This window comes from Candidatus Flexifilum breve, from assembly GCF_016713355.1.
Genome location: NZ_JADJPI010000015.1, coordinates 1 through 26,461, shown reverse-complemented (window position 1 = coordinate 26,461; position 26,461 = coordinate 1). Strand labels below are relative to the sequence as shown.

At 59.9% G+C, this 26,461-nt stretch carries 27 protein-coding genes and 1 riboswitch; of the genes, 8 read left to right on the top strand and 19 right to left on the bottom strand.

All coding sequences use genetic code 11. The features are described from left to right. Positions 1-69: 69 nt before the first annotated feature. The 7 genes from IPK17_RS14465 to rho form a co-directional block, all read right to left on the bottom strand. On the bottom strand, positions 70-2,319 hold the full coding sequence (locus tag IPK17_RS14465; protein WP_343418402.1) for an SH3 domain-containing protein: 2,250 nt from the start codon (positions 2,317-2,319) through the stop codon (positions 70-72). A gap of 353 nt (positions 2,320-2,672) precedes the next feature. Further along, the gene (locus tag IPK17_RS14460; protein WP_343418401.1) at positions 2,673-3,176 is read right to left on the bottom strand and encodes a DICT sensory domain-containing protein; all 504 of its coding nucleotides are present in this window, start codon (positions 3,174-3,176) and stop codon (positions 2,673-2,675) included. Between the two features lie 151 nt (positions 3,177-3,327). Beyond that, positions 3,328-3,666 carry a hypothetical protein gene (locus IPK17_RS14455; protein ID WP_343418400.1) on the bottom strand — a complete coding sequence of 113 codons (339 nt, stop codon included), beginning with the start codon at positions 3,664-3,666 and terminating at the stop codon, positions 3,328-3,330. 76 nt (positions 3,667-3,742) lie between these two features. Further along, a complete protein-coding gene (locus IPK17_RS14450) occupies positions 3,743-3,952 on the bottom strand; it encodes a hypothetical protein (protein WP_343418399.1) in 210 nt (69 codons plus the stop codon). A 91-nt stretch (positions 3,953-4,043) separates the two neighbouring features. Further along, entirely contained in the window at positions 4,044-4,271 is a 228-nt protein-coding gene (locus IPK17_RS14445) for a hypothetical protein (RefSeq protein ID WP_343418398.1), read from the bottom strand. Positions 4,272-4,364: 93 nt separating this feature from the next. After that, entirely contained in the window at positions 4,365-4,712 is a 348-nt protein-coding gene (locus tag IPK17_RS14440; protein ID WP_343418397.1) for a hypothetical protein, read from the bottom strand. A 131-nt stretch (positions 4,713-4,843) separates the two neighbouring features. After that, entirely contained in the window at positions 4,844-6,148 is a 1,305-nt protein-coding gene (gene rho / locus IPK17_RS14435) for a transcription termination factor Rho (protein WP_343418396.1), read from the bottom strand. 400 nt (positions 6,149-6,548) lie between these two features. On the opposite strand from rho, the gene IPK17_RS14430 reads away from it, so the two are divergent. Continuing rightward, positions 6,549-7,544: a serine hydrolase domain-containing protein gene (locus IPK17_RS14430; RefSeq protein ID WP_343418395.1), complete on the top strand. Its 996-nt coding sequence runs from the start codon at positions 6,549-6,551 to the stop codon at positions 7,542-7,544. Positions 7,545-7,551: 7 nt separating this feature from the next. Here IPK17_RS14430 and IPK17_RS14425 read toward each other — a convergent pair whose 3' ends face one another. Beyond that, a complete protein-coding gene (locus IPK17_RS14425; protein ID WP_343418394.1) occupies positions 7,552-7,698 on the bottom strand; it encodes a hypothetical protein in 147 nt (48 codons plus the stop codon). An 817-nt stretch (positions 7,699-8,515) separates the two neighbouring features. Between IPK17_RS14425 and IPK17_RS14420 the strand changes: the two genes are divergently transcribed. Both IPK17_RS14420 and IPK17_RS14415 read left to right on the top strand, forming a co-directional pair. Next, a complete protein-coding gene (locus IPK17_RS14420; protein WP_343418393.1) occupies positions 8,516-9,607 on the top strand; it encodes a pyridoxal-phosphate-dependent aminotransferase family protein in 1,092 nt (363 codons plus the stop codon). A gap of 92 nt (positions 9,608-9,699) precedes the next feature. Then, on the top strand, positions 9,700-10,665 hold the full coding sequence (locus tag IPK17_RS14415; RefSeq protein ID WP_343418392.1) for a hydroxyacid dehydrogenase: 966 nt from the start codon (positions 9,700-9,702) through the stop codon (positions 10,663-10,665). A 65-nt stretch (positions 10,666-10,730) separates the two neighbouring features. Here IPK17_RS14415 and IPK17_RS14410 read toward each other — a convergent pair whose 3' ends face one another. The 11 genes from IPK17_RS14410 to IPK17_RS14360 form a co-directional block, all read right to left on the bottom strand. Then, positions 10,731-11,138 (bottom strand): VOC family protein, encoded by a 408-nt coding sequence (locus tag IPK17_RS14410; protein ID WP_343418391.1) that lies wholly within the window; start codon positions 11,136-11,138, stop codon positions 10,731-10,733. 214 nt (positions 11,139-11,352) lie between these two features. Continuing rightward, a complete protein-coding gene (locus tag IPK17_RS14405) occupies positions 11,353-12,036 on the bottom strand; it encodes a hypothetical protein (RefSeq protein ID WP_343418390.1) in 684 nt (227 codons plus the stop codon). A gap of 340 nt (positions 12,037-12,376) precedes the next feature. After that, a complete protein-coding gene (locus tag IPK17_RS14400; protein WP_343418389.1) occupies positions 12,377-13,279 on the bottom strand; it encodes a DUF2268 domain-containing putative Zn-dependent protease in 903 nt (300 codons plus the stop codon). 300 nt (positions 13,280-13,579) lie between these two features. Further along, complete coding sequence (locus IPK17_RS14395) at positions 13,580-14,071, bottom strand: DUF3291 domain-containing protein (RefSeq protein ID WP_343418388.1); 492 nt, start codon at positions 14,069-14,071, stop codon at positions 13,580-13,582. Between the two features lie 33 nt (positions 14,072-14,104). Further along, a complete protein-coding gene (locus IPK17_RS14390) occupies positions 14,105-15,247 on the bottom strand; it encodes an adenylyltransferase/cytidyltransferase family protein (protein WP_343418387.1) in 1,143 nt (380 codons plus the stop codon). 19 nt (positions 15,248-15,266) lie between these two features. After that, a complete protein-coding gene (locus tag IPK17_RS14385; RefSeq protein ID WP_343418386.1) occupies positions 15,267-17,672 on the bottom strand; it encodes an aldehyde dehydrogenase family protein in 2,406 nt (801 codons plus the stop codon). A 20-nt stretch (positions 17,673-17,692) separates the two neighbouring features. Further along, positions 17,693-18,331 carry a DUF4279 domain-containing protein gene (locus IPK17_RS14380; protein ID WP_343418385.1) on the bottom strand — a complete coding sequence of 213 codons (639 nt, stop codon included), beginning with the start codon at positions 18,329-18,331 and terminating at the stop codon, positions 17,693-17,695. Between the two features lie 11 nt (positions 18,332-18,342). After that, complete coding sequence (locus tag IPK17_RS14375) at positions 18,343-18,927, bottom strand: Uma2 family endonuclease (protein ID WP_343418384.1); 585 nt, start codon at positions 18,925-18,927, stop codon at positions 18,343-18,345. Positions 18,928-18,970: 43 nt separating this feature from the next. Then, positions 18,971-19,963 carry a deoxyribose-phosphate aldolase gene (gene deoC / locus IPK17_RS14370; protein WP_343418383.1) on the bottom strand — a complete coding sequence of 331 codons (993 nt, stop codon included), beginning with the start codon at positions 19,961-19,963 and terminating at the stop codon, positions 18,971-18,973. 186 nt (positions 19,964-20,149) lie between these two features. Then, entirely contained in the window at positions 20,150-20,668 is a 519-nt protein-coding gene (locus IPK17_RS14365; protein ID WP_343418382.1) for a hypothetical protein, read from the bottom strand. Between the two features lie 156 nt (positions 20,669-20,824). Then, positions 20,825-21,316 (bottom strand): hypothetical protein, encoded by a 492-nt coding sequence (locus tag IPK17_RS14360; protein WP_343418381.1) that lies wholly within the window; start codon positions 21,314-21,316, stop codon positions 20,825-20,827. Between the two features lie 102 nt (positions 21,317-21,418). Continuing rightward, positions 21,419-21,524, top strand: a riboswitch (SAM riboswitch). A 69-nt stretch (positions 21,525-21,593) separates the two neighbouring features. Between IPK17_RS14360 and IPK17_RS14355 the strand changes: the two genes are divergently transcribed. The 5 genes from IPK17_RS14355 to IPK17_RS14335 all read left to right on the top strand — a co-directional run. After that, entirely contained in the window at positions 21,594-22,490 is an 897-nt protein-coding gene (locus IPK17_RS14355; RefSeq protein WP_343418380.1) for a DUF1003 domain-containing protein, read from the top strand. 23 nt (positions 22,491-22,513) lie between these two features. Further along, complete coding sequence (locus IPK17_RS14350; protein WP_343418379.1) at positions 22,514-22,978, top strand: hypothetical protein; 465 nt, start codon at positions 22,514-22,516, stop codon at positions 22,976-22,978. A 7-nt stretch (positions 22,979-22,985) separates the two neighbouring features. Beyond that, positions 22,986-23,750, top strand: coding sequence for a nucleoside phosphorylase (locus tag IPK17_RS14345; RefSeq protein WP_343418378.1), 765 nt, complete (start codon positions 22,986-22,988; stop codon positions 23,748-23,750). A 106-nt stretch (positions 23,751-23,856) separates the two neighbouring features. Further along, positions 23,857-23,979 carry a hypothetical protein gene (locus IPK17_RS14340; protein WP_343418377.1) on the top strand — a complete coding sequence of 41 codons (123 nt, stop codon included), beginning with the start codon at positions 23,857-23,859 and terminating at the stop codon, positions 23,977-23,979. Positions 23,980-24,358: 379 nt separating this feature from the next. Beyond that, positions 24,359-26,461 (top strand): homocysteine S-methyltransferase family protein (locus IPK17_RS14335; RefSeq protein WP_343418376.1); only part of this gene is annotated, 2,103 nt, incomplete at its 3' end.

Below are 26,461 nucleotides of genomic sequence, written 5' to 3'. Positions count from 1 at the left end.
AAAAGGACGAGGTTGCCCTCGTCCCGGTGGATTGATGATGTGAGCGTCCCGCACTGCGGGGCGCTCCGGTCATTCGTTGCCGGTACCACCGCCCGCGGGTGTATTTGTTGGGATGAAGCCCGTGCACAGGTAGTCTTCGCACGGGATACCGTCAAAGTCACCGTCAATGGTGGTGCTGCCCGCCGCGAGGCACGCGCGCGCTTGCTCGCAGGTCGACAACTGCGCGCAGGTGTAGCTGATGTTCGGACAGACGCCGGTATTCACGCCGGGCGTGAAAGCGGCGATGGTCGGCGTGGTGATGACGAGATTGCCGCTGGCATCGAAGCCGAGACCGCTGAGACTGCCACCCGCGCCGCTCACATCGCTGAGCAGGATGGCGAACTCACCATCGGGCGGCAGCGTGCGCGAATTCCATTCGAGATCGCTGACGATGACGATGTACTGCCCCGTCTCGGTGATGGTGATCGACGCGATGGAGGCCTGCGGCGGTTCAGTCTGGCCGCTGATGCGCGCCGTGCCGAGGAAGCCGGTCGGGTTACTGAACGGGCTGACCGTCACCTGGGGTTCGATGTTGCCGCTGGTGCGCAGAATTTCGAGGCGCAGGGTTTGACCGACGCCGCCGTCAAAGCAGAAGCCGCGCACGTAGCGCCGCGTGCTGAGGGACGCCGTGCGCGGCTGCCCGATGCGCAGCCGGGGCACGATTTCGCTCTGGTTGTTGTAGGTGAAGCGGCACTCATCCTCGGTCGGGACGCGGTTAAGGTCGTTGACCAGCGGCGTGAGGATCGCGCGGATGTTAGCCAGCAGACCATCGGCGGCGTTGACCAGATCAAGCGCCTGCACGACGACCGCCTGACCGACATAGCCTTCGGCGGGCTGTGGACGGCTGCAAATGTCGATCAGCCCGTCAATCGCCGCACGGATGTTGGCCATCGCCTGATTGAAGTCGCGTTCCAGCGGCGTGAGTGTCGCGCTGAAGGCCGACAGTACGGGCAGCGGGATGTTGTAGTCGCTTGGGCGGGCAGGGTAGTTACCGCATTCGACGCGGTTGCCGAGCGCGATCTGCGTCCAGATGGCGCGGATGGCATCGAGCGATTCCTGCGCGATGTTCGTGCGCGCCAAGAGCAGACTCAGCGTGTCATTGTAGGCGTCGCCCGTCGGTTCGGAGACCGGGAGCGCGTCGGCGACGATGCCGCCAATCGGCAGCAGGTCGAGTACGCCGAGACCTTGCTGGAATTCGACGAATTCGGAGGCGACCCAGCCGAGCGTGCCTTCAAAGTTGACCTGCACCCAGTTGTTGGCCGCTGTGCGCCCGAGGAGCGAGAACACAGTGTAACGCGGGGCGTTCGCCAGCACGGGGTAGCCCTGACTCGGGCCGCCGCGCACGCGGATGCCGCTGTTGGCGAGGCGTCCGGTGTACTGGCTGGTGACGCTGGTGAGCCCGGCGCGCGGGTTTTCCCAACCGCCAAACGGGATGGTGCGCGGGTCGGCGACGGGCGCGTTGTTGAGGTCACCTTCGATCACGGTGATGACCGGGAAGCCCACCCACCCCTGCTGGCCGGAGAGATCGACGCGCACCCACTCGTTGTCGGCACTGCGCGCTTCGACAGCCATGTCATAGCCTGCCGGGAGATACGCAACCACTTCCGCGCCGATGGCGGGGACGAGGCGCACGTTCACGTCATCACGGTTGGTGACCACGCGCACGCCTGTGTTCGGCAGCGGCACCGCCAGACCCGCATTGGCCGGACGGGGCAGCGGTGTGCGCGTCGGCGGCTGCGGGATGATGGTTGCCGTCGCGGTGACCGGGATCGCGCTCGGCGTCACCAAGAAGGGATTGGTGGTCGGCGTGAAGGTCGGCACTGGGAAGGTCGGGAAGGGGCTGGACGACGGCGATGCGGTCGGGGTCGGCGTCCGGGTCGGCGTAGCCGTCGGCGCGACGATATCCAAAGCTGAACTCGTGCGTGTATTGTTGGCATTGTTCGCGTCGGTCCACGGCGCAACGAGCGCCGCCGCGACGGTGACGCCCGTCGCTACCGTCGTCGCGGTAATCTGGAAGATGATCGTTTCCGTATTCCCCGCCAGGATTGAACCCGCCGCAATCGTACAGGTCACCACATTCGCCGCCGTCACACAAGTGAAATTGTCAGAACGCGTGATGGCACCCACAGTAAAAGCACTTGGAACGGTGATTTGCAGCGGGATGGGGACATCAACGGTGTCCAGAGCGCTGATGTTAGCCACCAACACGGTGACGGTGCCGCTGGTGTTTTGGACAAAGGTCGTCGACGCCTGACTGCTGATAGCACTCACTGAGAACACAGATAAATCCGCGGCATCCGCGCTAACAGCGGAAATGCCGACTATCAACAAACAGAGCGCGGTAATAATCCAAAGGCGGCGCATACGTTACCCTTCGCGTGGAATTCTTCGCCGATTGTTTCAGCGTATTTTAATGTGAAGCGAGCTAGCGCGCTACACGGTAATCTGTCCTAGTATTGAGGGGCAAGCTGAGGCGGTTTCGCCTGCCCCCTTAGCGAGGCACTCAGCGCGACAGCATTAAGGTTTCAGCACATTTCCCCTAGCCGACACACCGTAGGGACGCGCCGCGGCGCGTCCCTACGACTCTCAAGCGCTTTTGCAGGGGCGATTTTCGGGCGATGCCGCCGGGTGCATCAAGCGTCTTGCAGCTTGGCGATGCGCTCCTGCAGCAGGTTGGCGAACTGCGCCACCTGTTTCTGGTCGCTGGTGAGGATGCCGCGGAAGGTGCGCTTGGGGTGCGGCGTGCCCGGCTTGCTCATCTCATGGGCGACGAGCGCGCGCGCATAAGCGGGCGTGTTGACGACGAGGAACCACTCTTTGATCAACTGGTCGCCGGGCTGCAAATGCACACCATGCAGACCATCCAGCGCTGGATCGCTCGCGCCGGGCTGCCCGAAGACCCACACGTGGCTGGCGAAGGTGCTCATCTTCTGGTAGCGCGGGAGAATCGGCGCCAGGTAGCGGATCTGCTGGAACCCGGCGTAGACCTCGGTGTTTAACTGCCGCTCGATGACCGCCAATTCGATGGTGCGACACCAGCTCGCCAGCAGCGCGCGCCGCTCCGAGAAGATGTTGTACATGTTGCGCCAGTCGATCAATTCGTAGAGGGAAAAGCGATTATCAGCTAGGGTGAGCATAGTCGTCTTTCATTCGACTCGTTGATGGGATTGTTTAATTGTACGAATCTACGTTGTGATACGGCTTACCCATTCGGCTAGTTCTTCATAAGGATCGTGTGAAATTTGTGTGAAGACTCAAAAAGAGCGCTGTTCAGCGCTCTTCGGGTGACTACACATAGTCGTCTCGTTTGGGTTTGTCGACTTCATTGCTGGGGATGATTTCACCGTCATCGCCGAGCACATAGTCAGTGTCCGACGCGGGATCTTGGCTGTACTCGTCACGTTTGGCTTTTTCCGCCCGGTAACCCGCCGCGTTAACCGTGCGCATGATCAGCGGCAGCACGGCGACCAGCCCGATCACGACCAGCAGAATGCCGATCCAGCTCAAACCGCCACGCACGTTGAGCAGCCAATTCACACCGCAGCAGAGCAGCAGTGGCAAAAAGAAAAACCCGCCGCCCCAGCGCGTCCCGCGCCCCGGCTGCCATGATCCCCATCCCCAGAACATCGCCGATCTCCTTCACTCACTTCCGATCAGTGTACTGTCAAAGCATGAGTGGAGAGTAAGCAGGCTTGACCGCATGCTACCACTTGTTGTTTTTGGCGCGGCGCTTATCAATGACGCGGAAAATGTAGGCGACGAGGAACGTGCCACCTAAACCGATCAAGGCGCCGTAGCGCAAGCTCTCGTTGGAGAGACTGCCGTTGTAAAACAGCGGTGCCAGCACGAGAACCCAAGTGAAGAACAGCGCCCCGGTAAAGGCGCGCCCCCCGCAATTGGGATCATCGATCACCTCGATTTCACCAGATGCTTGTCGAATACGGAGTGCAAACCCACGGCTATAGGGTCGTGAAACTGGGAACGACGCCAGAGCGACAGCACGACTAAGGCTGTTGATCACGTTGACGGTCAATGAGGTAGATTACGCCGTAAAAGATGAGCATGCACAGTGCGGCGAGCCAGAAGCCGCGCGACAGGTTCTCCATCGAGACGCTGCCTTGATAATTGATCGCCATGATCGCGCCGTAAAACACGGGAAAGAGGAAAAACCACCCGCAGCCCATCAAGCGGCGTCTGCGCCGTGGCACAGGATTGCTGTGCTGACTACCCATGCATCACCTCCGGTCTCTCAGTTTTCAGAATGATAACGCTGATACGCAGCCGGTGGAGAGGGACAAACAACGAATAAGCCTAGCCTCGCTGGCTTACAGATACTCGGAGTGCTTGGGCTTTTCCTCAAGTTCATCCACCGGGATCAATTCGCCATCGTCGCCGAGGACATAGGTTGGCTCGCGCTTGACCTTGTCGTCGTCTTCGGCGAAATCCTCGTGTTTGCGTTTTTCAGCATGGCGCGCTCGGCGACTCACGGTGCCTCTAATCACACGGGAGACGGCGAGGCTCACTAGCAGCGCGATGATCCAGGTCGATCCGTTGATGCTACCGCGCATGAACAACATCAAACCGCCAGCTACCAGCAGCCCCACCAGTAGCCCCACCAGTACGGAAACCGTGATGCGCCAACGGCGCTCAGAGGGTTCGGACAGCCAATCCATGATTGTGCCTCCTCATTCATTGATCTATACGTTTTTTTCGGGGCGAAAGTTGTAGTAGTGAAGTAGCGTCGACACCGGAGAAATAAAAAGGACGAGGCTGGCCTCGTCCCTTCATAAAATGCAGATGGCGGTTAGTAGCGGTTGTTGCGACCGCTCGATGTGCCGGGGTCACTGCTGCCGGGCAGCATGTTGAGGAATTCCTCGTTCGATTCAGTCGTGCGAATCTGGTTGAGGAGCTGTTCGGTCGCGCCTGCTGGCCCGAGATCCTGGTCTTCCGCGAGGTGACCCCACATGCGGCGCAGGGTGTAGACGCGCTGGAGCACATCCGGCCCGAGCAGCAGTTCTTCGCGACGGGTGGAGGACTGTTCGATGTCGAAGGCGGGGAACACACGGCGTTCCTGCAGCTTACGGCTGAGGTGCAGTTCCATGTTACCCGTGCCCTTGAATTCTTCGTAAATGGCGTCGTCCATCTTGCTGCCGGTGTTGACCAGGCACGTCGCGATGATCGTCAGGCTGCCGCCTTCTTCGACGTTACGCGCCGCACCGAACAGACGCTTGGGCGGGTGAATGGCGGAGGGATCAAGACCACCGGTGAGCGTACGACCGCTCGGCGGGACGACGAGGTTGTACGCGCGCGTCAGACGGGTGATGCTGTCGAGCAGCAGCACGACGTGGCGTTCAATTTCGACCAGACGCTTGGCGCGGTTGAGCGCCATTTCGGCGACGCGCACATGGTGCTGCACAGGATCGTCGAAGGTCGAGGCGATCACTTCCGCATCCACCGAGCGATCCATATCCGTCACTTCTTCCGGACGCTCGCCGATCAGGGCGATCATCAGGTGGACATCGGGATAATTGCGGCTAATCGAGTTCGCGACTTCCTTGAGGACGGTCGTTTTACCAGCTTTGGCGGGTGACACAATCAACCCACGCTGACCGCGGCCAATCGGGGCGATTAAGTTGAGCAGTCGGGTGGAAAGGATACGTCCGGAAGTTTCAAGGTCAAAGCGTTCAAGCGGGAAAATGGGGGTCAGGTCTTCAAAATTCGCGCGGCTCTTGGCTTCTTCGGGGTTCTGGCCGTTCACCGATTCAACGCGGAGGAGACCGTAGTACTTTTCCGAGTCCTTGGGCGCTCTGACCTGTCCGACGACCATGTCGCCTGTGCGCAGATTGAAGCGTTTGATCTGCGTCTGGCTGACGTAGATGTCTTCGGGACCCGGCAGGTATTTCTCGGCGCGCAGGAAGCCGATCCCGTCATCCACGATTTCGAGGACACCGCCTCGGAGCTTGTAGCCCTGTTTTTCCGCATGGTCGCGCAAGAGGGCGAGCATGAGATCTTGTTTCTTCATACGGCTATAGCCAGTGATGCTCGCTTCACGGGCAAGCTGCCGCAAATCGTCTAGCGTTTTCGGTTCGAGATGAGCAATATCGACCATCGTGGTTAGATTTTCCCTGTTACAGTCGTGAGGAACTAAAGTTAGGCAAAGGTACGTTAACGCCGCTACGGGTTAAGGTGCGGACGGATGTGGTTCTGGTTAAAGGCTGTGGTTTTGGGATGCAGGCGCGGCAGCTAAACCGCTTGTTTCCGTCAATATAGCATAGATTCTTTAACAGGTCAATTTCTTTTTCTCTAGCCAACGCGAAGACGAATTGTCAACGAAACCGTACGGATGAACGCAATGCAGGTGATCAGAGTAAGCGCATTATAACCTGCGTAAGGAGTGTCAAAATGGTTAAGAAATTTGTGTCACGGGAAGATCGCTGCTTCGGATACTGTTTTCCTTCCTGCTCGCTGCGCCGACCGCCGCGCAAGATGCCGAGACGCTCGCCGCGCAGATGGAGGCGACGCTGCCCGTCGTGCGCGACGAATTCCCCTTCATTCCTGCTTTCTCTGCCGCCGTGATCAAAGACGGCGCGGTGATCTGGTCGGGCGGCTATGGTGTCGCGGACGTCGAGTCCGGCGCGCCTGTCACCGCCGATACGCCGTTCCCCGCCGCGTCGATCTCCAAGGTGGTAACCGCTTACGCGATTCTGGGTCTGGTGAACGAAGGCGTGCTCGACCTCGATACCCCGGTCAACAGCTATCTCACGCGCTGGCAAGTCCCGGCACTGGGGCGCAACAACCCGGACGAGGTGACGATTCGCCGCATTCTCAGCCACACAGCGGGCTTGTCGGCAGAAGGCTATGCGGGCTTCACCGCCGATCATGAGATCCCCACGCTGGAACAGTTCCTTGATGGCATCGCGGGCGATCCTGTGCGCGTGATCATCAGCCCCGGACGGCGCTTTATGTATTCGGGCGGCGGCTACACGGTGCTCCAACTGCTGATCGAAGAAGTGACGGGCATGTCGTTTGCCGACTATATGCAGACGACCGTGTTTGAGCCGCTCGGCATGACGCACAGCTCGTTTGAGTGGTCGTCGGAACTCGGCGCGGTGACCCAGTACACCGTCAATAATGAGGTGTACCCGAATGTCGTGCACGTTGATCAGGCGGCGGGCGGGGTGTATACGACCGCCCATGATCTCGCCGCGTTCTTCGCCGCGCTGCTGCACGACGACCGCGCGGAAGCGATCTTCACGTCGAACCCGGGAACCGAGAGCGATCCCTATGGGTTTGGTGTCTACGCGCATCATACCGAAACCGGTGAGCCGATGATCTGGCATGACGGGTTGGGACGCGGCATGCACGCCATCTTCTACCTGTTCCCCGAACACGACGAAGGCGTCGTGGTGCTGACGAATCACCCGGCGGGGACGGCGGTCGTACAAAACGTGCTGTGTGTGTATGATCGCTGGTCAGAAGTGGAGGTGCCCCGGGCCTGCGAGTAAACCCGGGCTAATTGGCGCACGCTGCGCTGTCCAGCTTCAGGCCAGCGTGCGCAATGTCGGCGGCATCGATGGCAACGGGAGGTGGTGTGAAGCTTGTCAACACCGCAGGATCAACATACGGTACCTGAAATTCGCCGTCCGTAATTGTCATCATAGTTGTAGTTTGCCAACCGGTTATCCGTTCTCTGTTAGCTGGCGCAGTGATCAGCGTTCGTCAGTTCGGGCACAAACAGGCGGATGAAAATCGTCGACATAGCGGACACATTCTGACCGCAATGTTCATCGAAGTTTACCACAACGACGGTAGTAACCTTTGCCCCAACAAATTCTAGACCTTGGTTCCTCAAATCGGCAGTGATTTGGTCGTTCAAGTCACGTCGATACCATGTCGCCAATCCCGGTTGGCATGAGGCAGGTGTAGTCGAAGCTGTTCTCTGCGCCTGCGGAGTACGAGCCGCTTGAGTGGTCAAATGACGCGTAGCTGTGAGCTGGAGGGCTATGAGTGCCCGTGAAGGGTGCATATGGCGGTTTCGGTACGATGAAGTTCCTCATAGAGGCCCGTGACAGTTAGCAAAACGTGGGCGTGGCGTGAGGTTGAACTTGGTGTTGCTCGGAAATCTGTGTCGGATTGAACTTGAGTTGGAACTGCCAGTGCTATCAACAGCACGGGAAGCAGTAGAATGGCAGGCAACAAAAGTCTCTTACGTGTGTTCATCCTTGATTGCTTTTGATGCGCCCATCTCAGAACATGGTCAACAAGTATATGCGAATGGACATCCTAGCGTCGTTACTGCTGCCTTTTGATACTGCCCACAGTGTAAATCACTTGACTTATGTGGGGCATCAGCCGCCTTCATGCAACCTGCACAGGTTGGCCTCGCGTGGGAGTGGTCATTCACGGTCATTGTCTGGAGGCCAACGTCTGCGTTAAAATTCCCTCTGTTCTGTCCTTCACAAGTGTAAGGAACATCATGCGAACTGAGAAGCATAAATACCTCGTCATCCCCGGTCCCGTCGAAGTGCGCCCTGAGATTCTGGATGCGCAAGGCCAGTGGATGATCGGGCATCGGTCGAACGCCTTCGCCGAATTGTATGCCCGCTTGCAGGGCAAACTCCGTCAGGCATTTTTCACGCAGAATCGCGTTTTTGTCATGGGATCGTCGGGCACGGGGCTGTGGGAAGGCGCATCGCGTAACTGCATCCGTGACGATAAAAAGGCGCTGCATCTGGTCGGCGGCGCGTTCAGCCAGAAGTGGGCGGAAGTCAGCCGCGCCAATGGCAAGCAGGTCGATGTGCTGGAAGTCGAGTGGGGCAAGGCGCACACGCCAGAGATGGTCGCCGATGCGCTGAAGAAGGCCACTTACGACGCGGTCTGCGTCGTCCACAACGAGACGAGCACGGGCGTCACCAACCCGATCCGCGACATCGCGCAGGTCGTGCGCCAGTACGACGACACGCTGCTGCTCGTGGACACGGTCAGCGGTTTCCTCGGCGCGGAATTCCGCACCGACGAGTGGGGCATCGACTTCGCGCTGACCTCCTCGCAGAAGGCGTTCGCTCTGCCGCCGGGCATCGCCTTCGCCGCGTGCAGTGATCGCGTGCTGGAACGCGCCAAGCAGATTCAGTACCGCGGCTACTACTTCGACTTCATCGAAATCGAAGCGCTGGCGCAGAAGGACAACACGCCGTCCACGCCGCCCGTCGCGCTGATGTACGCCGCCGACGCGCAGTTGGACGCGATCGCCGTCGAAGGGCTGGAAAATCGCTGGCAGCGGCACATTCAGATGCGCGACACCACGCACAACTGGGCGCACACCCGCGGACTCGGCCTGTACGCGCAGGAAGGCTACCGTTCGCCCACCGTGACGACCGTCGCCAACACCAAGGGCTTTGACATCGACGCGATGGCCAAGTTCATGAGCGGCAAGGGCTTCTCGATGGATAAGGGCTACGGCAAGATCAAGGGCAAGACGTTCCGCATCGCGCACATGGGCGATATGCAGCCCGCGATTCTGGAAGAAATCCTGTCCGGCCTCGACGAATTTTTGGAAACTGTCAAGTAAATCCGACTCTATGTAGGGACGCGATTTATCGCGTCCGTTGACAGGCGGACGCCATGAATGGCGTCCCTACAGTGTCGGCCTAGGAGCAACCAATGACCTATCACATTCTCGTACCGGACAGCGTGCATCCCTCCGCCGTAGACGTGCTCAAGGGCGCGCCGGAACTGAAGTTCACCGCCCCCGGCCAGATGACGCGCGCCGATCTGCTGGCCGCGCTGCCCGACGCGGACGCGCTCATCATCCGCAGCGCCAGCAAAATTGACGCCGAAGCGCTGGCCGTCGCGACCAAGCTCAAGATGATCGCGCGGGCGGGCGTCGGCGTGGATAACGTCGACATCCCCGATGCGACCAAGCGCGGCATCGTCATCATGAACACGCCGGACGGCAACACCGTTTCGACCGCTGAACACACCTTCGGCTTGATGCTGGCGCTGGCCCGGCACATCCCGCAGGCGCACGCCTCGATGCGCGAAGGCAAGTGGGATCGCAAGTCGTATATGGGCGTGGAACTGCGCGGCAAGACGCTTGGCGTCGTGGGCTTCGGGCGCATCGGGCGCGCGGTCGCCAAGCGCGCCATCGCCTTTGAGATGAAAGTGCTCGCCTTTGACCCGTACATCACCGCCGACGTCGCGGCGGATCTCGGCGTGGAACTGGTCAGCCTGAATGATCTGTTCACCCGCGCGGACTTCATCACGCTGCACGCGCTGCTGACCGACGAAACGCGCGAAATGGTCAACGCGGCCAGCCTCGCCACCATGAAGAAGGGCGTACGCATCGTGGACGCGGCGCGCGGCGCGCTGATCAACGAAGCTGACCTCGCCGCCGCCATCAAGAGCGGTCATGTGGCGGGCGCGGCGCTCGACGTGTTCGCGCAGGAACCGCCCCCGCCGGATAACCCGCTGGTGGGTTTGCCCGGGGTGGTGCATACGCCGCACCTCGCCGCCAGCACCGACGACGCGCAGATCGTGGTCGCGGTGGAAGCGGCGCAGCTCGTGGTTGACGCGCTGACGACGGGGCAGTATCGCAATGTGGTGAATCCTGCTGTGTTGAGCAAGTAAAGCAAAGACGTTAACCGCAGAGGGAAAAGAAACGGGAGCTGATTGAGCTCCCGTTTTTGTTGGCTTTACATCTCGAACGGCGACATCAGTTGCAGGAAGTTGCCGTCAGGATCAGCGAGGGTGGCGATCCAGCCGCCTTCCATGTCATACGGCTCCTTGACCACTTTGACGCCCAGCTGTTTCAAGCGCGCAAACTCCTCTCGAACGGCATTCGTCTCAAAGTTGAGCATGACGCGCGCCGGTTCCTTGGCTTGTCCCTGTATTTCCGAATGCTCACCGACGGTCAGGTAGGTGTTGCCCACCTTCCAACCCCAATAGCCGCCGTCATTCATATCGGCGGGGCGACCAAAGACTTTGGCGTAAAAGTCGGCTAGCACCTGCGCTTGGGCGCTGCCAATCATGATGGAATTCAGGTTCAATGTGGACTGCGGTTGGGTTGAGGGACGATTCTGGGTCTGGTCTTGCGTTGCCATACTCACTTCTCCTCTACAAACCTGCTTGATATCCAAGACAGACGTCTCGAACAGTGGCATTGTACCACAGATTTTAGCTCGTCTGTTCTATGAATAGTGAAATCAGTGCTGCGCGGCTGTTCAGCAAGACGGGTTAGCATCGAGATCGTGGAGCGTGCAGAGGGAAAAGCGACGGGAGCTGCATCAGCTCCCGTTTTTGTTTATCGATGAGAAATTAGGCGAGCTTCGCCTTCTTCCTTTCCAATCTGGTGATCCACTTGTTAAGCAGGCGCATAATCCACGGGCCGAGATTCCACGGCCCCCATTTGAGCGCCTTGTCCAAGTTGATGCCCTTCACTTGGAGGGGTTCACCCGCCATTTTGCTCACCAGCCGCGTTTCACCATTGAGCACGTTGTCAAAAGCAAATTTTGCGCTCTTGAGCCGATTCTTCTTGCCGTCGGTTGGTGGACGGAAGATGCTGTTCTCCGACTTGAAGCGCCAGAAGTTGGACAGGAGATCGATGATGGTGAAGGGCAGCATGACGACCCCGTGTCCCACGCGCAGGACGAGCTTCGCCGCCTCCAGGATGCCAATGTGCGCGTTGATGGCCGCGATTTTGGTTTCTCTGGAGACTAAGTCGCGCTGAATGGTCTGCCCAGAATATTGGCGGATCGGGTTGGGATCGACCATGCGCGCGACGGCGCTGTTGCCGATGACGCCCTGCAAGTGCAGTACATCGCGCGACGACAACGTCTGCGGCCGCTGCAGCGTGGTGCGCGGCGGCGCAAATGCGACGTTTTGCGTCACTACCTGCTCGTGATCACGTTGGGGCTGACGACGGTGGTCGAGATCTTTTTCGTCTTGCGCTGTGGCGCGGCGGGCATAGCTGCGTTGAAGGCGGCGGCTCTGTTGAGTCATCGGGCGGTTTTCCTTACGTCGGCGCGTAGCGGATGAATTGGTTATGACTACAGCGTACAACCAAAAATGTCAAAATACGCAAAGTTAAAGAGCTGTAACTTGGCAGCGATCTGCTCTAACTCACACTAGAGTGAGACGGAGTCTGATTGAGGCGAAACATGGCTGCTTGCGGAGCAGCTTACTCCGATTTTTCAGCCCAGGCAATCCGGGTTGCGCCAATATTTTGTGAATGTTCTGGGGGAATGGTGTGTTAGCGCTGAGCAAATAGTAAAAGACGTGAACCGCAGAGATCGCGGAGGAAATGCAACGGGAGCTAACTCAGCTCCCGTTTGTGCTTCTTCTATCTATCGAAAAAGCCGGACTCCGCGATGATCTCGGCGCTCGGCGTGTAGGTTGCCTCGACCACCGACTGGCCCGTGCGCTGAAGGTAGGCTTGCACCAACTGGTAGCCGAGCGCGTAGCCCGCGTACCGCGGAACGCCGATCCCGGCGCTGCCACTGTGCGCCGCCATCACATCATCACCGAAGATATAGCGGCGCACCTCGTTGAACCCGGTCAGGGTGAGCGCGTCCTTGAACATCTGCCGCGTGTCTTCCAGGCGCGACCCGTCGAAGGCGGTCACCCACGGGCCGATGCTGTCCGCGCCGTACAATTCCGCCGCGAACGACTCTGCCAGCCCCTCCATCACCATGTATTCGCCGACCGTAATGCTCATCATGTTGAAGTTCACGCCGCTGTCCGACCCTGCCGCGAGGTTGTGATGCAGTTCGTGGACGGTGCAGGCTTCGACGCGCTTCAGGTTGTCCGGCGTGGGCGTGTCGTACAGCGTCATGATCCAGCCGGGGATCGCGCCAAAGCCGGAATAGCCCGCCGCCATTGGCAGGGCGCTCAGGTCGCACAGCAGCAGCGCAAAGGTGATCGCATCATGGCGGATGCGATCGTGGTAGGGCGCGAAGGCCGCCCAGCCCCGCTCCAAAGCAGTGGCCGCGCGCGCGAAGGCGTCGGCGCTGGCGAGCGCGTCCAGACGAGCGCGCATCGCCTCCCACTGATCGGGCGCGAAGGCCTCCGGGCGCATGTTCCACTGCGCAAACATGGCCAGCGGATCCATGCCGCCGAACACGCGCGTCAGGCCGACGAACGGCTCGACCAGCTCCGCGCGGAAGATCTGTTCGCGCGCCGCGGCGTCATCTTCCGCCAGCAGCCGCCGGTAGGTTGACTGAGTCTCCAGAATGCTGAACTGCATGAGGTTTTCCTCCCCTAATATCGATCAAGCACGCAGTCTAGGGGATGACGTAACGTCAGGTGCAAGGGGCAGTTTTGGGGACGATAATCAGCGTACTCAAACGATTCGTAGTCCAGTGTGAAGCGCACCGGGAAGCAGCGGACGCAATGAATTGCGTCCCTACGAAAACCAATTTGGCTTGGCGAGTGCTGCTGGCGCCCCTCCCCGAATTCGGGGAGGGGCCGGGGGTGGGGTCGGAATCTGACCCTGTTTAACACCCTCTGAATGGCGTCCGCTTACTATCAGCCTCAACCGAATGCGCTACGTGTTGATCGCGCTGATCATCTCTTCCACGCTGTAACGCTGCTTGAAGTTGAACGCCAGTGGGGTCGCGCCGTGCGCGTTGAGGTAGGCGAGCTTGTCTTTGGCTTCCTGCGGCGTGGGAGTATGACCCGCCGGAACCCACCACAGCGCGAGCATGTGATTCTGCAGGCGGCGGAACCATTCGCCACGCTGGCGGTAGACCTGCGCGTGATCGCTGTAGTAGGTGTACTGGTAGAGCGCGTCGATGCTGTCCCACACGCTCATGTTGATGATGATGCTGTGGTTATCAAAGATGCGCAGGGCCGTGGCGTTATTCGCATCGCCTTTGAGCCGCCACACGAACCCCGGCGTGCGCTCCGCCAGCGTGTTGATCTCATCGAGGCGGGCGACGAATCCGGTCATCGTCTCGCTGTCCAGCGGTGCGCGCATCTCGGCAATATTGACTTGGGCAATATGATAGATCGACATAAACCCCTTCAGTTTACTCATCGTGCTGCCGGGAGCAGCACTGCAACCCATAGACTATTCCAGCGTACGCCGAATATTGATGCGAAACGCCTGTTTGACCGGTTGATCGGATACGAGGATGAGGTAGCCGCCGCCGCCCGCCCCACTCAATTTCCAACCGAGCGCGTCCCCGCGATGTTCGTCGATGAAGCGGCTGATTTCTGCGTCGACGCTGTTGGGAAACAACGCCACCTGCGCCTGAAACGACGCGCGGACGGCAGCGCCAAACGCGCGGATATCCCGAGCGAGAATCGCTTCCCAACAGGCGTCCGCCGCATCTGCCAGCGCCTGCGCATTGGCCGGCGTCAGATGCTGCACGCCGAGCGGGTCATAGCCATCGGGGCGCATCTTCAGCGGGATGAGCCAGAGCGCGTTTTCGATGAATTGGAGGGTCGCATTGTCGGTGAGGTGGTCGATGCAATCCGGCCAATATGAGCCGGTGTAGTGCGCGCGTGCCAGACCGGGGTAGACAATACCGATGGCGTCCTGGGAGCCGGAAACGGCCCGCGTGCCGGGTGGATTGTCATAGCTGAACAGGACTTTGGCGATCTGTTCGGGGTCGCCGGGCGGTAAGCGCAGCCCCCACAATTCGATGGCGCGGTTGCGCGTGCTGGTCGCCATGCCGCTGCGCTCGTTGAAGGCAATCGTCGGTTCGAGCGAGATGGTCAGCACGGAGCCGGGGTGCAGGCTGGACACAAACGGCTGATCCAGCCAGCCGCCCGCCAGATCGATGCGGTAAGGCATTTGATCGACGCGGCGCAGGCTGGTGGTCGAGCGAGCGGGCAGGCCGGGAAAGGGCGTGCGTTCCAGCACCATATACTCAACCCCCACCTCCCGGCACAGAGCATCTTTCTCCGGCGTATTGCCGTCGGCGTTGACCAAGAAAATGTCGGGCTTCAGCTCACGGAATTCGGCTTCAAAGTCGAGCAGGCCGGAGCCGCGCGAAATGAAGGCATCCGTCACGTAGCGGATCGCTTTGATGCTGTAGAGCCGTTCATCTTCGCTGACGACGGGCAGCCGCCCTTTCAACTGGTAGACAGTGGCATCGCTCCCTAACGCGACGTACAGATCACCGTACTGCGCGGCCTGCTGAAAGAAGGCAATGTGCCCGCTGTGCAGCAGATCAAAACACCCGCTCACAAAGACTTTTTTGCCCATGCGTTCCGTGTCTCCGCGCCTATTCGCCCGTGGGAATCCAGATGTTCTTGACCTGCGTCGCATTGAACAGGAAATCTTCGCCCGCACCCTGCTCTTCGGACTGCCAGTCGCGCGAGAGGCCATAGCTGACCCATGTGCGCTTCATGTTCTCGGCGGACGCCTTCTCGACGAACGCGCTGCCGGCTGCGTCGGCGAAGTACCACACCGCGTCCACCGCGTCATGTTCGGCGAGCGTCTTGATCATCGTCGCCCGTTCGCCCGTGACAATGTTGACCACGCCCGCGGGCACATCCGACGTTTCCAGCACCTGATAGAAATCGGTGGCGCTCAACGGGGATTTTTCCGAGGGGAGGATTACGACGCTGTTGCCGCGCGCAATCGCCGGGGCGAACAGCGAAACGAAGGCCAGCAGCGGCGCTTCGTCGGGGCAGGCGATGCCGATCACGCCGATGGGTTCGTGCAGCGCCATCGTCACGCCGCGCAGAGGTGTTTCCTGAATTTCGCCGCCGTATTTGTCGCAGTACGCGGCATAGGTGAACAGGCGGCTGATCGCTGCGCTGACTTCAGCGTGGGCGGCGGCGTCATCGGCGCCGGTCTGCGCGCTGATCCGCTGCGCGAATTCGTCGGCGCGGGCACTCAGATTTTCGGCGATGTAGTAGAGGATTTGCGCGCGGCTGTGTCCGGTCTTGTACCCCCAGCCATCCGCCGCTTTGACCGCCGCTTCCACGGCGTCGCGAATGTCCTTGCGGTTGCCATCGGCCACCTGACCGATCACATGGCCGTCCGGTGCGCTCACCGGGCGCGTGTAGTTGCCGTCGGAACGCGCCTGCTTGCCGCCGATGAACAGCTTGGCCGTGCGGTCAATGGCGTGCCCGTTGGCTTTACCGCCATTCAACGCCGCCGGAATCGGCTGCACTTTCGCTTTCTTCTCCGTGTTCTCTGTGGTTAATGGCGTTGGTCTTGCCTGCCATTTCGGGCGCAGATATTCATGCAGACCTTCGCGTCCGCCTTCGCGTCCAAAACCGCTCTCACGGTAGCCGCCGAAACCCGACGCCGCGTCGAACAGGTTGGTCGAATTGACCCACACGCTCCCCGCTTTGACTTTGCGCGCCACATCGAGCGACAGGTTGAGGTTCTCGCTCCAGATGCTGGCGGCGAGGCCGTAACGCGTGTTATTGGCCAGCGCGACCGCCTCTTTGGGCGTGCGGAAGGTCAGCGCGACGACCACCGGGCCGAAGATCTCTTCCTGCACGACGACCGACGCCGAGCTGACGTTGGTGATCAGCGTGGGCAGATACCAGCAGCCTTTGTCCGGCAGCGGGCAGTCCGGTTGATAGATCTCCGCGCCTTCGGCGATGCCCTTCTGCACCCAGCCGTCGATGGTGCGGCGCTGCACGGGGTCGACAATCGCGCCGATGTCGATGCTCTTGTCGAGCGGGTCGCCGACGCGCAGTTTGCTCATGCGCAGCTTGACCTTGTCCAAGAAGCGCGGCGCGATGCTCTCCTGCACCAGCAAGCGCGACCCGGCGCAGCACACCTGCCCCTGATTGAACCAGATCGCATCGACCAGACCTTCAATCGCCGCATCCTGATCCGCGTCTTCGAAGACGATGAACGGCGACTTGCCGCCGAGTTCGAGCGAGAGCTTCTTGCCTGTGCCCGCCGTCGCGCGGCGGATGATCTTGCCGACATTGGTCGACCCCGTGAAGGCGATCTTGTCGAAGTCCGGGTGCTCGGTGACCGCCGCCCCCGTTTGATCGCCGCCCGTGACGACGTTGACCACGCCCGGCGGCAGTCCCGCTTCCGCGACGATTTCGCCGAAGAGCAGGGCGGTCAGGCTGGTGTAGGGCGCGGGCTTGATCACAATGGTGTTGCCCATGGCAATCGCCGGGGCGATCTTCCACGCCAGCATCAGCAGCGGGAAGTTCCACGGGATCACCTGCCCGATCACGCCGACGGGCTGATAGTCGGCCAGTTCGCGTTCCTGAAGCTGCGCCCAGCCCGCGTGATGATAGAAGTGGCGGGCGACGAGCGGAATGTCGAGGTCGCGCGATTCGCGGATCGGCTTGCCATTGTCCAGCGATTCGAGCACGGCGAGCAGACGGGCGTGCTTCTGAATGTTGCGGGCAATCGCATACAGGTGCTTGGCGCGTTCGTGACCGGAGAGGGCGCTCCACGCGGGGAAGGCGGCGCGGGCGGCCTGCGCGGCGAGATCGACACCTTTTTTGCCGCCGTCGCCAATCGACGCGATTTTCTCGCCCGTCGCCGGGTTGGTGCTGTCGAAGTGCGCCTCGGCTTTCACCCACTGGTTGTTGATGAACAGGTCAAATTTGCGCTTGTGGGCGTCAAGCCACGCGCGCGCGGCATCTGCCGCTTCCGGCGCGGTTCCGTAGGTCATGGTTTGGAATAATTCTCGAACGGACATAGGTATACTCCGCTGATCAACTAGTAAATCGCAACACCTAGAATCGCCTCAAGATCAGCGATCTGTTGTAGGGTCATGGGCGAAAGTTCAAAACCGCTGAACTCCATATCAAAGACACCGCAGAAAAAATCAAACTGGGCATGGTCACTTAGGGAGTGAAGATAAGTGTGATGAGGTTCAAGCTGCCGCAATAAATCGCGTAAATGATTCTCTAGACTTTCCCCTTCGGGGAGTTTGGAACTAATTAACCACATGCCTGATCGATGGACACCGTTCTGACTCTTCTTCCGAATATCGCCTTTGCGATGGGAATGATCTGGGGTAAGCCCAAGTTTTTCAGTGATACCTGCTGGTTCCACTGCATCCCCCATAATTCGAAAGCTCGCTGTTGAGTGCCGATCCCGCTGCCACAAGGGGATCGGTGATGTCGACTGACTGGAAGCTTCATCAGTTTCCAGTTCAAGCAGTTCGTAATTACCCGTTTCCACAGGGATAGGCATATCGTCGGCTACTAAAGACGCGATATAGGCATCAATCCCTTCTATCACCCGCTCAATCGCTTCCTCGCGGGTCTTGCCGTCACTATGGCAACCGGGCAGCGACGGCACATCAGCAATCCAGTTTCCATCCTCGTCGGTATAAAGTAAAACTTGGCGCATACCAGCGTCTCTTAACTCAAGTCAGGCATGGCAAAAATCTCAGTCAGCGTGAGCGTCAAGCCGGGGAAGAGATCTTCGATTTCCATTGTGTCTCCTCCCGTATATACACGGATCACATCCGCGCCGCGCCGGTATTGATGCACTTCTTTGCCGTCGGGAAAAACTACCCACACCTGATGTGTGCCATATTCCAGATACTTGCGAACACGCTTCAACAGCAGATTCGGATCATCACCCGGCGATACGACTTCGACAGCGAGGGTTGGCGCACCGGGGAACGGACGCCGGATTTCCCAATCCGCCGGAATGTCTTGTTTTCGAATATATGACACATCCGGGATTTGCGAACCACGCAGCTGTTCCGCATCTCTGGAAAGCAAATAGATAAATGAATCCATGAAGACTAGCCCCAGCTTGTGCACCTTGACGTGAAGCTTAATCAGATCATGGATATTGCCTGCGATCATGTGATGCAATCCGCCAACAGGTGCCATTTCGACCAGTTCTCCATCGATGACTTCGTAGGTCTTGTCCGGATCAAGGCGCAGCAACGCATCTTCATCGACGTACTTCTCTTGAATCGCTTGGATGGCCATACAAGATGCTCCTTCGCTAACGGCTAATTGCTAACCGCTGCTTTCACCCCATCGGCATGTAATATTCGGCGGCGTAGCGTCCGGTCAGGTAGTGCGAAAGCTGGCGTTCGATGTCGGTGAGCAGCGCGCTCGCGCCGAAGCGGAACAGGTTCGGGAACAGCCAATCGTCGCCGAGCTCCTCTTTCATGAGAATTTGCCAGTTCATGGCGTGCTTGGCCGTGCGGATGCCGCCCGCGGGCTTAAAGCCGACCTTCACGCCCGTGCGGTCGAGATACTCGCGGATCATGCGCGTCATGATCAGGCTGACTTCGAGCGTCGCGTTGACGGGTTCTTTGCCCGTCGAGGTCTTGATGAAGTCCGATCCTGCCATCATGCAGACGAGACTGGCCTGCGCGACATGCCGCAGCGTGCCGAGTTCGCCCGTCGCCAGGATCGATTTCATGTGCGCGTCGCCGCACGCCGCGCGGAACTGCTGCACCTCGTCGTAGAGCGCTTCCCAGTTACCCGTCAGCACATGCTCGCGGCTGATCACGATGTCGATCTCTTGAGCGCCCGCCGCGACCGAGTCCTGAATTTCGGTGAGGCGCGTGCGGAACGAGCTTTGCCCCGCCGGGAACCCAGTCGAGACAGCGGCGACCGGGATGCTCGTGCCCTCCAGCGCCTTGACCGCATCGGCGACGCGGCTGTGATACACGCACACCGCGCCCGTTGTGATGCCAAGATCGGCGACGCCAAGCGCTTCGAGCATGTCCTGCCGCACGGGCTGGCGAGCTTTCGCGCACAGGCGCAGCACATTGCCGGGGGTGTCGTCGCCGGAAAGGGTGGTCAGGTCAATGCAGGTGATCGCGCGCAGCAGCCACGCCGCCTGCGTGTCCTTCTTGACCGAACGGCGCGTCCCCAGCGTCGCGGCGCGGCGCTCGGCGGCGCTGGTGTTGACGCGCACGCTCCGCACCCACCCAAGATCGAGCGGCAGTCCGGGGTTACGCTCTTCACTGTGGTGATTCACATGTTCCGCGTGAATTTCGGGGATCGCCATCGGGATTCATCCTCTGATCAACTGAATTACAGCGATTATACCCTGATCCCGCGGCGTTTTGGGCGGGTGGAGATGAATGATAGACGGGTGGTGTGAAGCGGGGTGCAATCAGTGATTTTCGTGGGGATTACCGTAGGGGCGCACGGCCGTGCGCCCCTACAAGCATGTGTGCAAACGTTAAGCGGTTTACGCCGCCGCGACGGCGCGCAGTTGATCGACGAGTTCGGCGCGGTAGGGCTGAAGTTCGGCTTTGAGGCGGTCGAGGATGGCGTGCGCGTTGGCGACCTCCAGAATGAGCGCGGGATGACCCGCTTCGAGGCGACCGGAGAGTGAACTCACATGATCGTGATCCGGCTTGAAGCCTGAATCCACGAGGTTGGCGGCTAAGCGCCCGGTGACGTTGCCGAGCAGACCGCCCACCAGCGCCGCCGCGCCGACCGCGATCAGCGCCCCGACGCCGGGGATGGCCAGCGCGCCCAACTGCGCGACGCCGAGCGCCGCAATCGCCGCGCCGAGTGTGCCGCCCGTGATTCCGCCTTCATCCGGCCCGATGTCATCGTCGAGAAAAATGACCTCCCCACTGTTCGCCTTGGCGACAATCGCCGCGTGCTCAATGTGGAGATCCTTGATGCCCATGAGGTGATCGAGGGCTTTAGTGAGGGTGGTGCGCGACGGAAAGATCGCCACTACCAGTTCAGACGACATCGTTTATTCCCTTGCCAACCAGATCGTACCTGTTGAGAATACATCAACTCTGGATACTACAACAATGAATTCTTCCAATCTCATGGTGACAGGTGTCACAAATGCCGCATGGGATTGCGGGGATCAGGGATGGGCAGAGCCTCCCATCCCCGGAGGTTAGGGCGTGGTGATTTCAGCTTCGAAGGGCTGCAGGTCTTGCTGCAAACGTCCGAGCACATCGACTTCAGCTTCGGCGTCGAGCACCATAGCGACGCGGCCCGCGCTCAAATGCCCCGCTAATTCGTCCAACTGGTCATCTTTGATGCCGAGATCAATCAGGCTGGCGGTGAGGCCGCCCGTCGCCCCGCCGATCAAGCCGCCGAGCAGCGCGCCCGCGCCGATGGCGATGATCGGGCCAACGCCCGGCAGCAGGAATGCGCCTAAGCCGGCGATGCCGAGCGCCCCCATGAGCGACCCGAGCGTACCGCCCGCGATGCTGCCTTCGCTCACGCTGATGTCGTCTTCGAGGACGACCGTTTCGCCGTCGTCGGCTTTCACGATGACCGCAGAGTGTTTAATCTTCAGATAGTCCAGCGCTTTCACGCGCTCGACGGCGTCAATCAACGAACCACGCGATGGAAAAACGGCGATGATTGTATGACGTTTCATGACCGACTCCTCTCCGTTCATTACTTCCAGTATAGCGCATTGTGCGGCGCTTGACGCTGATCTCAGGATAGATTACAATGCATTTTCGAAGTTCAATTGAACATCTCATCAAGAGGCGAGGGAGAGACACGGCTCACTGATCTCGCGGCAACCCCTGAAGCGTCGGGAAGGTGCTAAGTCCGTCAGACATGGGTCTGGAAGATGAGCAATTTCTGTCTATCCCGCGCCTCTGTGTCTTGACTGCCTGAGGCGTTTTTGTTTTTTGGGGGAAGGCGCTATGCAGAACATTGACCTCAATTTACTTCGCGAAGTTCCACTCTTCGAACTGCTGGACGATCAAGAACTAGAAGCGCTGGCGCAGCAGCTTGAGCAAATGACGTTCATGCCCGGTCAGGTGATTTTCACGGCGGGTGAACCCGGCGGCACAATGTTCATTGTGCAGCGGGGCCGTGTGGAAATCTTCATCCGCGACCGCAGCCACGAGCGCGTCACCATCAGCTACATGGAAAAAGGCGAAATCTTCGGGGAACTGTCGCTGCTCGACAACGCGAGCCGCAGCACGAGCGCGCGCGCCATCGATCAGACGATGGTGCTGGTCATTGACCGGAACGACTTGCTCATGCTGGTGCGCGCCCACCCCGCTGCCGCGCTCGACATGATCGCCATGCTCGGCAAGCGCATCCGCGAGACCGATGTCTTGGTGCGCAACCGCGTCGTCGCCCGCAACGTCAACGAAGAGATGGAAGAGGTCATCAAGCCGACGATTGGCGAACGCCTCTCTGATTTTCTGACGATGGTCGCTGGTGATATTCGCTTCGTCTACTTCAACTTTGTGTGGTTCGCCGTGTGGATGGTGCTGAATATGCACATCATCCCCGGTCTGGAACCGTTTGATCCGTTCCCATTCGGCCTGCTGACGATGATCGTCTCACTGGAAGCGATCTTCCTCTCGCTGTTCGTGTTGATCAGCCAGAACCGGCAGGCGGCGCGCGACAAGATTCGCGACGACATCGAATACAGCGTGAACATCAAGGCGGAGCTGGAAATTCGCGATATTCAGGATCAACTCGACGAGATTCAGGCGCTGATCGTGCAGCAAATGGCGCAAACGCGGGTGCCGGGCAAGCTGCTGCACGCGCGCCCCAACACTTCCAAACCCGAAAATGAAGCGTGATTTGAGTAGAAAGTGATGGATCGATGCCTCCCGTGAACACCTTTGAGAAGTTCCAGACCGCGCTCCAGCAATTTCGCAAGGTGAGCGGCGACATGTTGGCGGTGACCGACACCTACACGCCGGAATTGGCCGAAAAGTCGGAGGCGTGCGGCTGGTGGTCGCCCAAGCAGATCATCGCGCACGAAGCCGGGTGGCTGGTCGAACTGCACCGCCGCTATGACCTGTTCGCAGCGGGGAATGTCGAACCGATTGAGTACGACTTCGATACATTCAACGCGCAGTCAGTCGAGGCGCGGGCACATTTGGATTGGCCGGGCACGCTCAGTGAGTTTCGCGATTTGATCGCGCGCACCATCAGCCGCGCGGAATCCCTCACAGCGCAGCAGGCGGGCGGCATTAAGGGGTATGGCGGGTGGTTGGATGCGATGAGTGAAGACATGGAAACGCACACCCATCAGTTAAGCGAGTTCAAGAAGCTGCAAGGCTAAAGCGTCAATGACGAACATGTATCCGATTCTCGAATACGACAGCAATCCCAACGCGATGATCGAGCCGCACAAGCTGCTGCGGCGGCACGAGCGCATGCCGGAATACTGTGTCCTGTGCTTCTTTCAGGAAGTGATCGCGGCGGCCTGTGCTGAAGCTGAGCAAGTGCTGGTGCTGCGCAGCGAAATGGGCAGCAATCCGGTGTACGTGATCGAGCAGGATGGTCGGCGGGTGGCGGTGGCGCATCCCGGCGTGGGCGCGCCGCTGGCCGCGGGGTATCTCGAAGAATTGATCGCGCTTGGCGCGAGCAAGATCATCGCGTGCGGCGGTGCGGGTGTGCTCAACAAAGAGCTGGCTGTCGGCCATGTGGTTGTGCCCGTGACGGCGATCCGCGATGAAGGCACGTCGTATCACTACCTGCCGCCGAGCCGCGATGTGTCGGCCAGCCCGCAAGCGATTGAAGCGATTGAGCAGACGCTGCAAGCGCATCATGTCCCATATGTGATCGGCAAGACGTGGACGACCGACGCGCTCTATCGCGAGACGCCGGGCAAGGTGGCGCAGCGCCGCGACGAAGGCTGTCTGACGGTCGAAATGGAAGCGTCGGCGTTCTTTGCGGTGGCGAAGTTCCGCGGCGTGACCTTCGGGCAGATTTTGTACAGCGGCGACGACCTGAGCGGCGACGAATGGGATTCCCGCGATTGGATCAACGGGCGACCGGACACGCGCCAGAAATTGTTCACGTTGGCGGTCGAGGCGTGTCTGCGGTTGTGAGGCATGCCATGAGGCAAACGGTTGAACGAGGTAGAGTCATCTATTCGCCGATGACGATCCGCCATCAATTGATTGGTACGATTACACGCAGAATGGCGCGTATGTCGTGACGATTTGCACGCATGGGCGCGAATCGTTGTTCGGCGACATCGTCGATGGTGAGATGCGGTTGAACGATTTTGGGCGGATTGTGGAAGAGGTGGTGGAGGAGCGCATAAATTCCCCCTGAGATTGAACTGGATGCCCATGTCGTTATGCCGAACCATTTTCACGGCATTATTGATTATTGAGGGGCAGACCTAGGTGTCTGCCCCAGTCCCATGGACCGTAGATCAGGGCGCACACACAGGTGTCGCGCTATCGTCCAACTCCGTCATTGTCGCAAATTGTTGCAGGGTTCAAACCGGCGGTGACCAAACGGATCTATTCCGGCGGGCAATCAAGAATTGCCACCGTTTCGTGGCAGATTATGGCAGCGTAACTTTTACGAACAGGTCATCCGGAACGAATTCACGCTGAACGAATTCCGCGGTTATATCGTCACCAACCCCGGTCGCTGGGCAGAGGACCGGGAGAATCTGGCTAAGGGAAGTAGAAACTAGGTGAGCATGACGCAGAGACACGCAAATCGGACGTATACCAACCGCCGCTATCTGGACGCCATCCACGATCACGTCGTGATCTTTGACGGCGCGATGGGAACGAGCATTCAGCGCTACAACCTGACCGCCGACGACTTCGGCGGCGAACAGTACAACGGCTGCAACGACTATCTGGTGATCACGCGCCCGGATGTGATCGCGGCGATTCACGAGTCGTTCCTGCGGGTGGGCGCGGAAGTGGTGGAAACGTGCACGTTCCGCAGCAACCCGCTGACCCTGCGCGAATACGGCCTGCAGGACAAGGCTTACGAGATCAACTATGCGGCGGCGCAGTTGGCGCGCGGTGTATGCGACAAGATCGAAGCGGAGACCGGCATCCCGCGCATGGTGGCGGGCAGCATCGGGCCGTCGGGCAAGCTGCCGAGCGGCACCGACCCCGACCTGAGCAACATCACCTTTGATGAACTGGCGGACGTGTTCTACGCGCAGGCCAAAGGCTTGGTCGAAGGCGGCTGCGATGTGCTGCTGATCGAGACGAGTCAGGATATCCTCGAAGTGAAGGCGGCGGTCTACGGCATCAACCGTCTGTTCGCGGATCTCGGCGTGCGCATCCCGTTACAGGTGCAGGTGACGCTGGATACGAGCGGGCGTATGCTGTTCGGCACGGACATCAACAGCGCGCTGACCACGCTCGAACCGCTGCAGTTGGACGTGATCGGCCTAAACTGCTCGACGGGGCCGGAATACATGCGCGAACCCGTCAAGTTCCTCGTGGAGAACAGCCCGTACCCGATCAGCATTCTGCCGAACGCCGGCTTGCCGATCAATGTGGACGGCGAAGCGGTTTACCCGATGGAACCCGATCCGTTCAGCCAGATGGTGTCGGAGTTCACGCGCTGGGGCGTGGGCATCGTCGGCGGGTGCTGCGGCACCCAGCCCGATCACATCGCCAAGCTGTACGAGGCGGTGCATGGTCACAGCTACGCCGAGGAAGTGGCTGGTCGCGCTAAACGCCGCGAACCGCTCCAGCGGGAACTCGAAAATGTGGCGAAGGCGTCGAGCAACATGCGCGCCGTGCCGATGATCCAGAACCCCGGCCCGACGATGATCGGTGAGCGCATCAACACGCAGGGCAGCCGCAAGGTCAAGCAGTTGATCCTCGCGGAAGACTACGACAGCGTGATTCCGATTGCGGTGCAGCAGGTGGACAGCGGCGCGCACATGCTCGACGTGCAGGTGGCGCTGACCGAACGCACCGACGAAGCCGAACAGATGAAGATCCTCGTCAAGAAGCTGGCGATGGCGGTCGAAACGCCGCTCATCATCGACGTGACCGAACCCGCCGTCGCGGAAGCGGCGCTCTCAGTGTATCCGGGGCGCGCGATCATCAACGGCAACAACCTCGAAAACGGACGCGAACGCATCGACAAGGTGCTGCCGATTGCGCGCAAGTACGGCGCGGGCGTGCTCTCGATGACGATTGACGAAGAGGGCATGGCACACACGCGCGAGAAGAAGCTGGCGATTGCGCAGCGCATCACCGACATCGCCGTCAACGACTACGGCTTGCTGCCGCAGGATTTGATCTTCGACACGCTGACGTTCCCGCTCACCACTGGGCAGGCTGATCTGCGCAACGATGCGGTTGAGACGATTGAAGGCATCCGCCAGATCAAGGAACAGATTCCCGGCGTCATGACCGCGCTCGGCGTGAGCAACGTCTCCTTCGGGATCGGCGTGGCGGCGCGCGGTGTGCTCAACAGTGTGTTCCTGTATCACGCGGTGCAGGCGGGGCTGGATATGGCGATTGTCAACCCGGCGCACATCACGCCCTACGCCGAAATTCCCGAAGATCAGCGCAAGCTCGCCAACGATTTGATCTTCAACACCGATGAGAACGCCCTGCCGCGCTTCATCCAGTACTTTGAGCAGAACGAGGTCAAGGTCGGCGGGCAGCAGGCCGAAGACCCTATCGCCGACATGACCGCCGAACAGGCGATTCACTGGCAGATTCTCCACCGCAAGAAAGACGGTGTGGAGAAGCTGATCGACGAGTGCCTGACGCGGCAGGATGCAGTTGGTGTGTTGAACAACGTGCTGCTCCCCGCC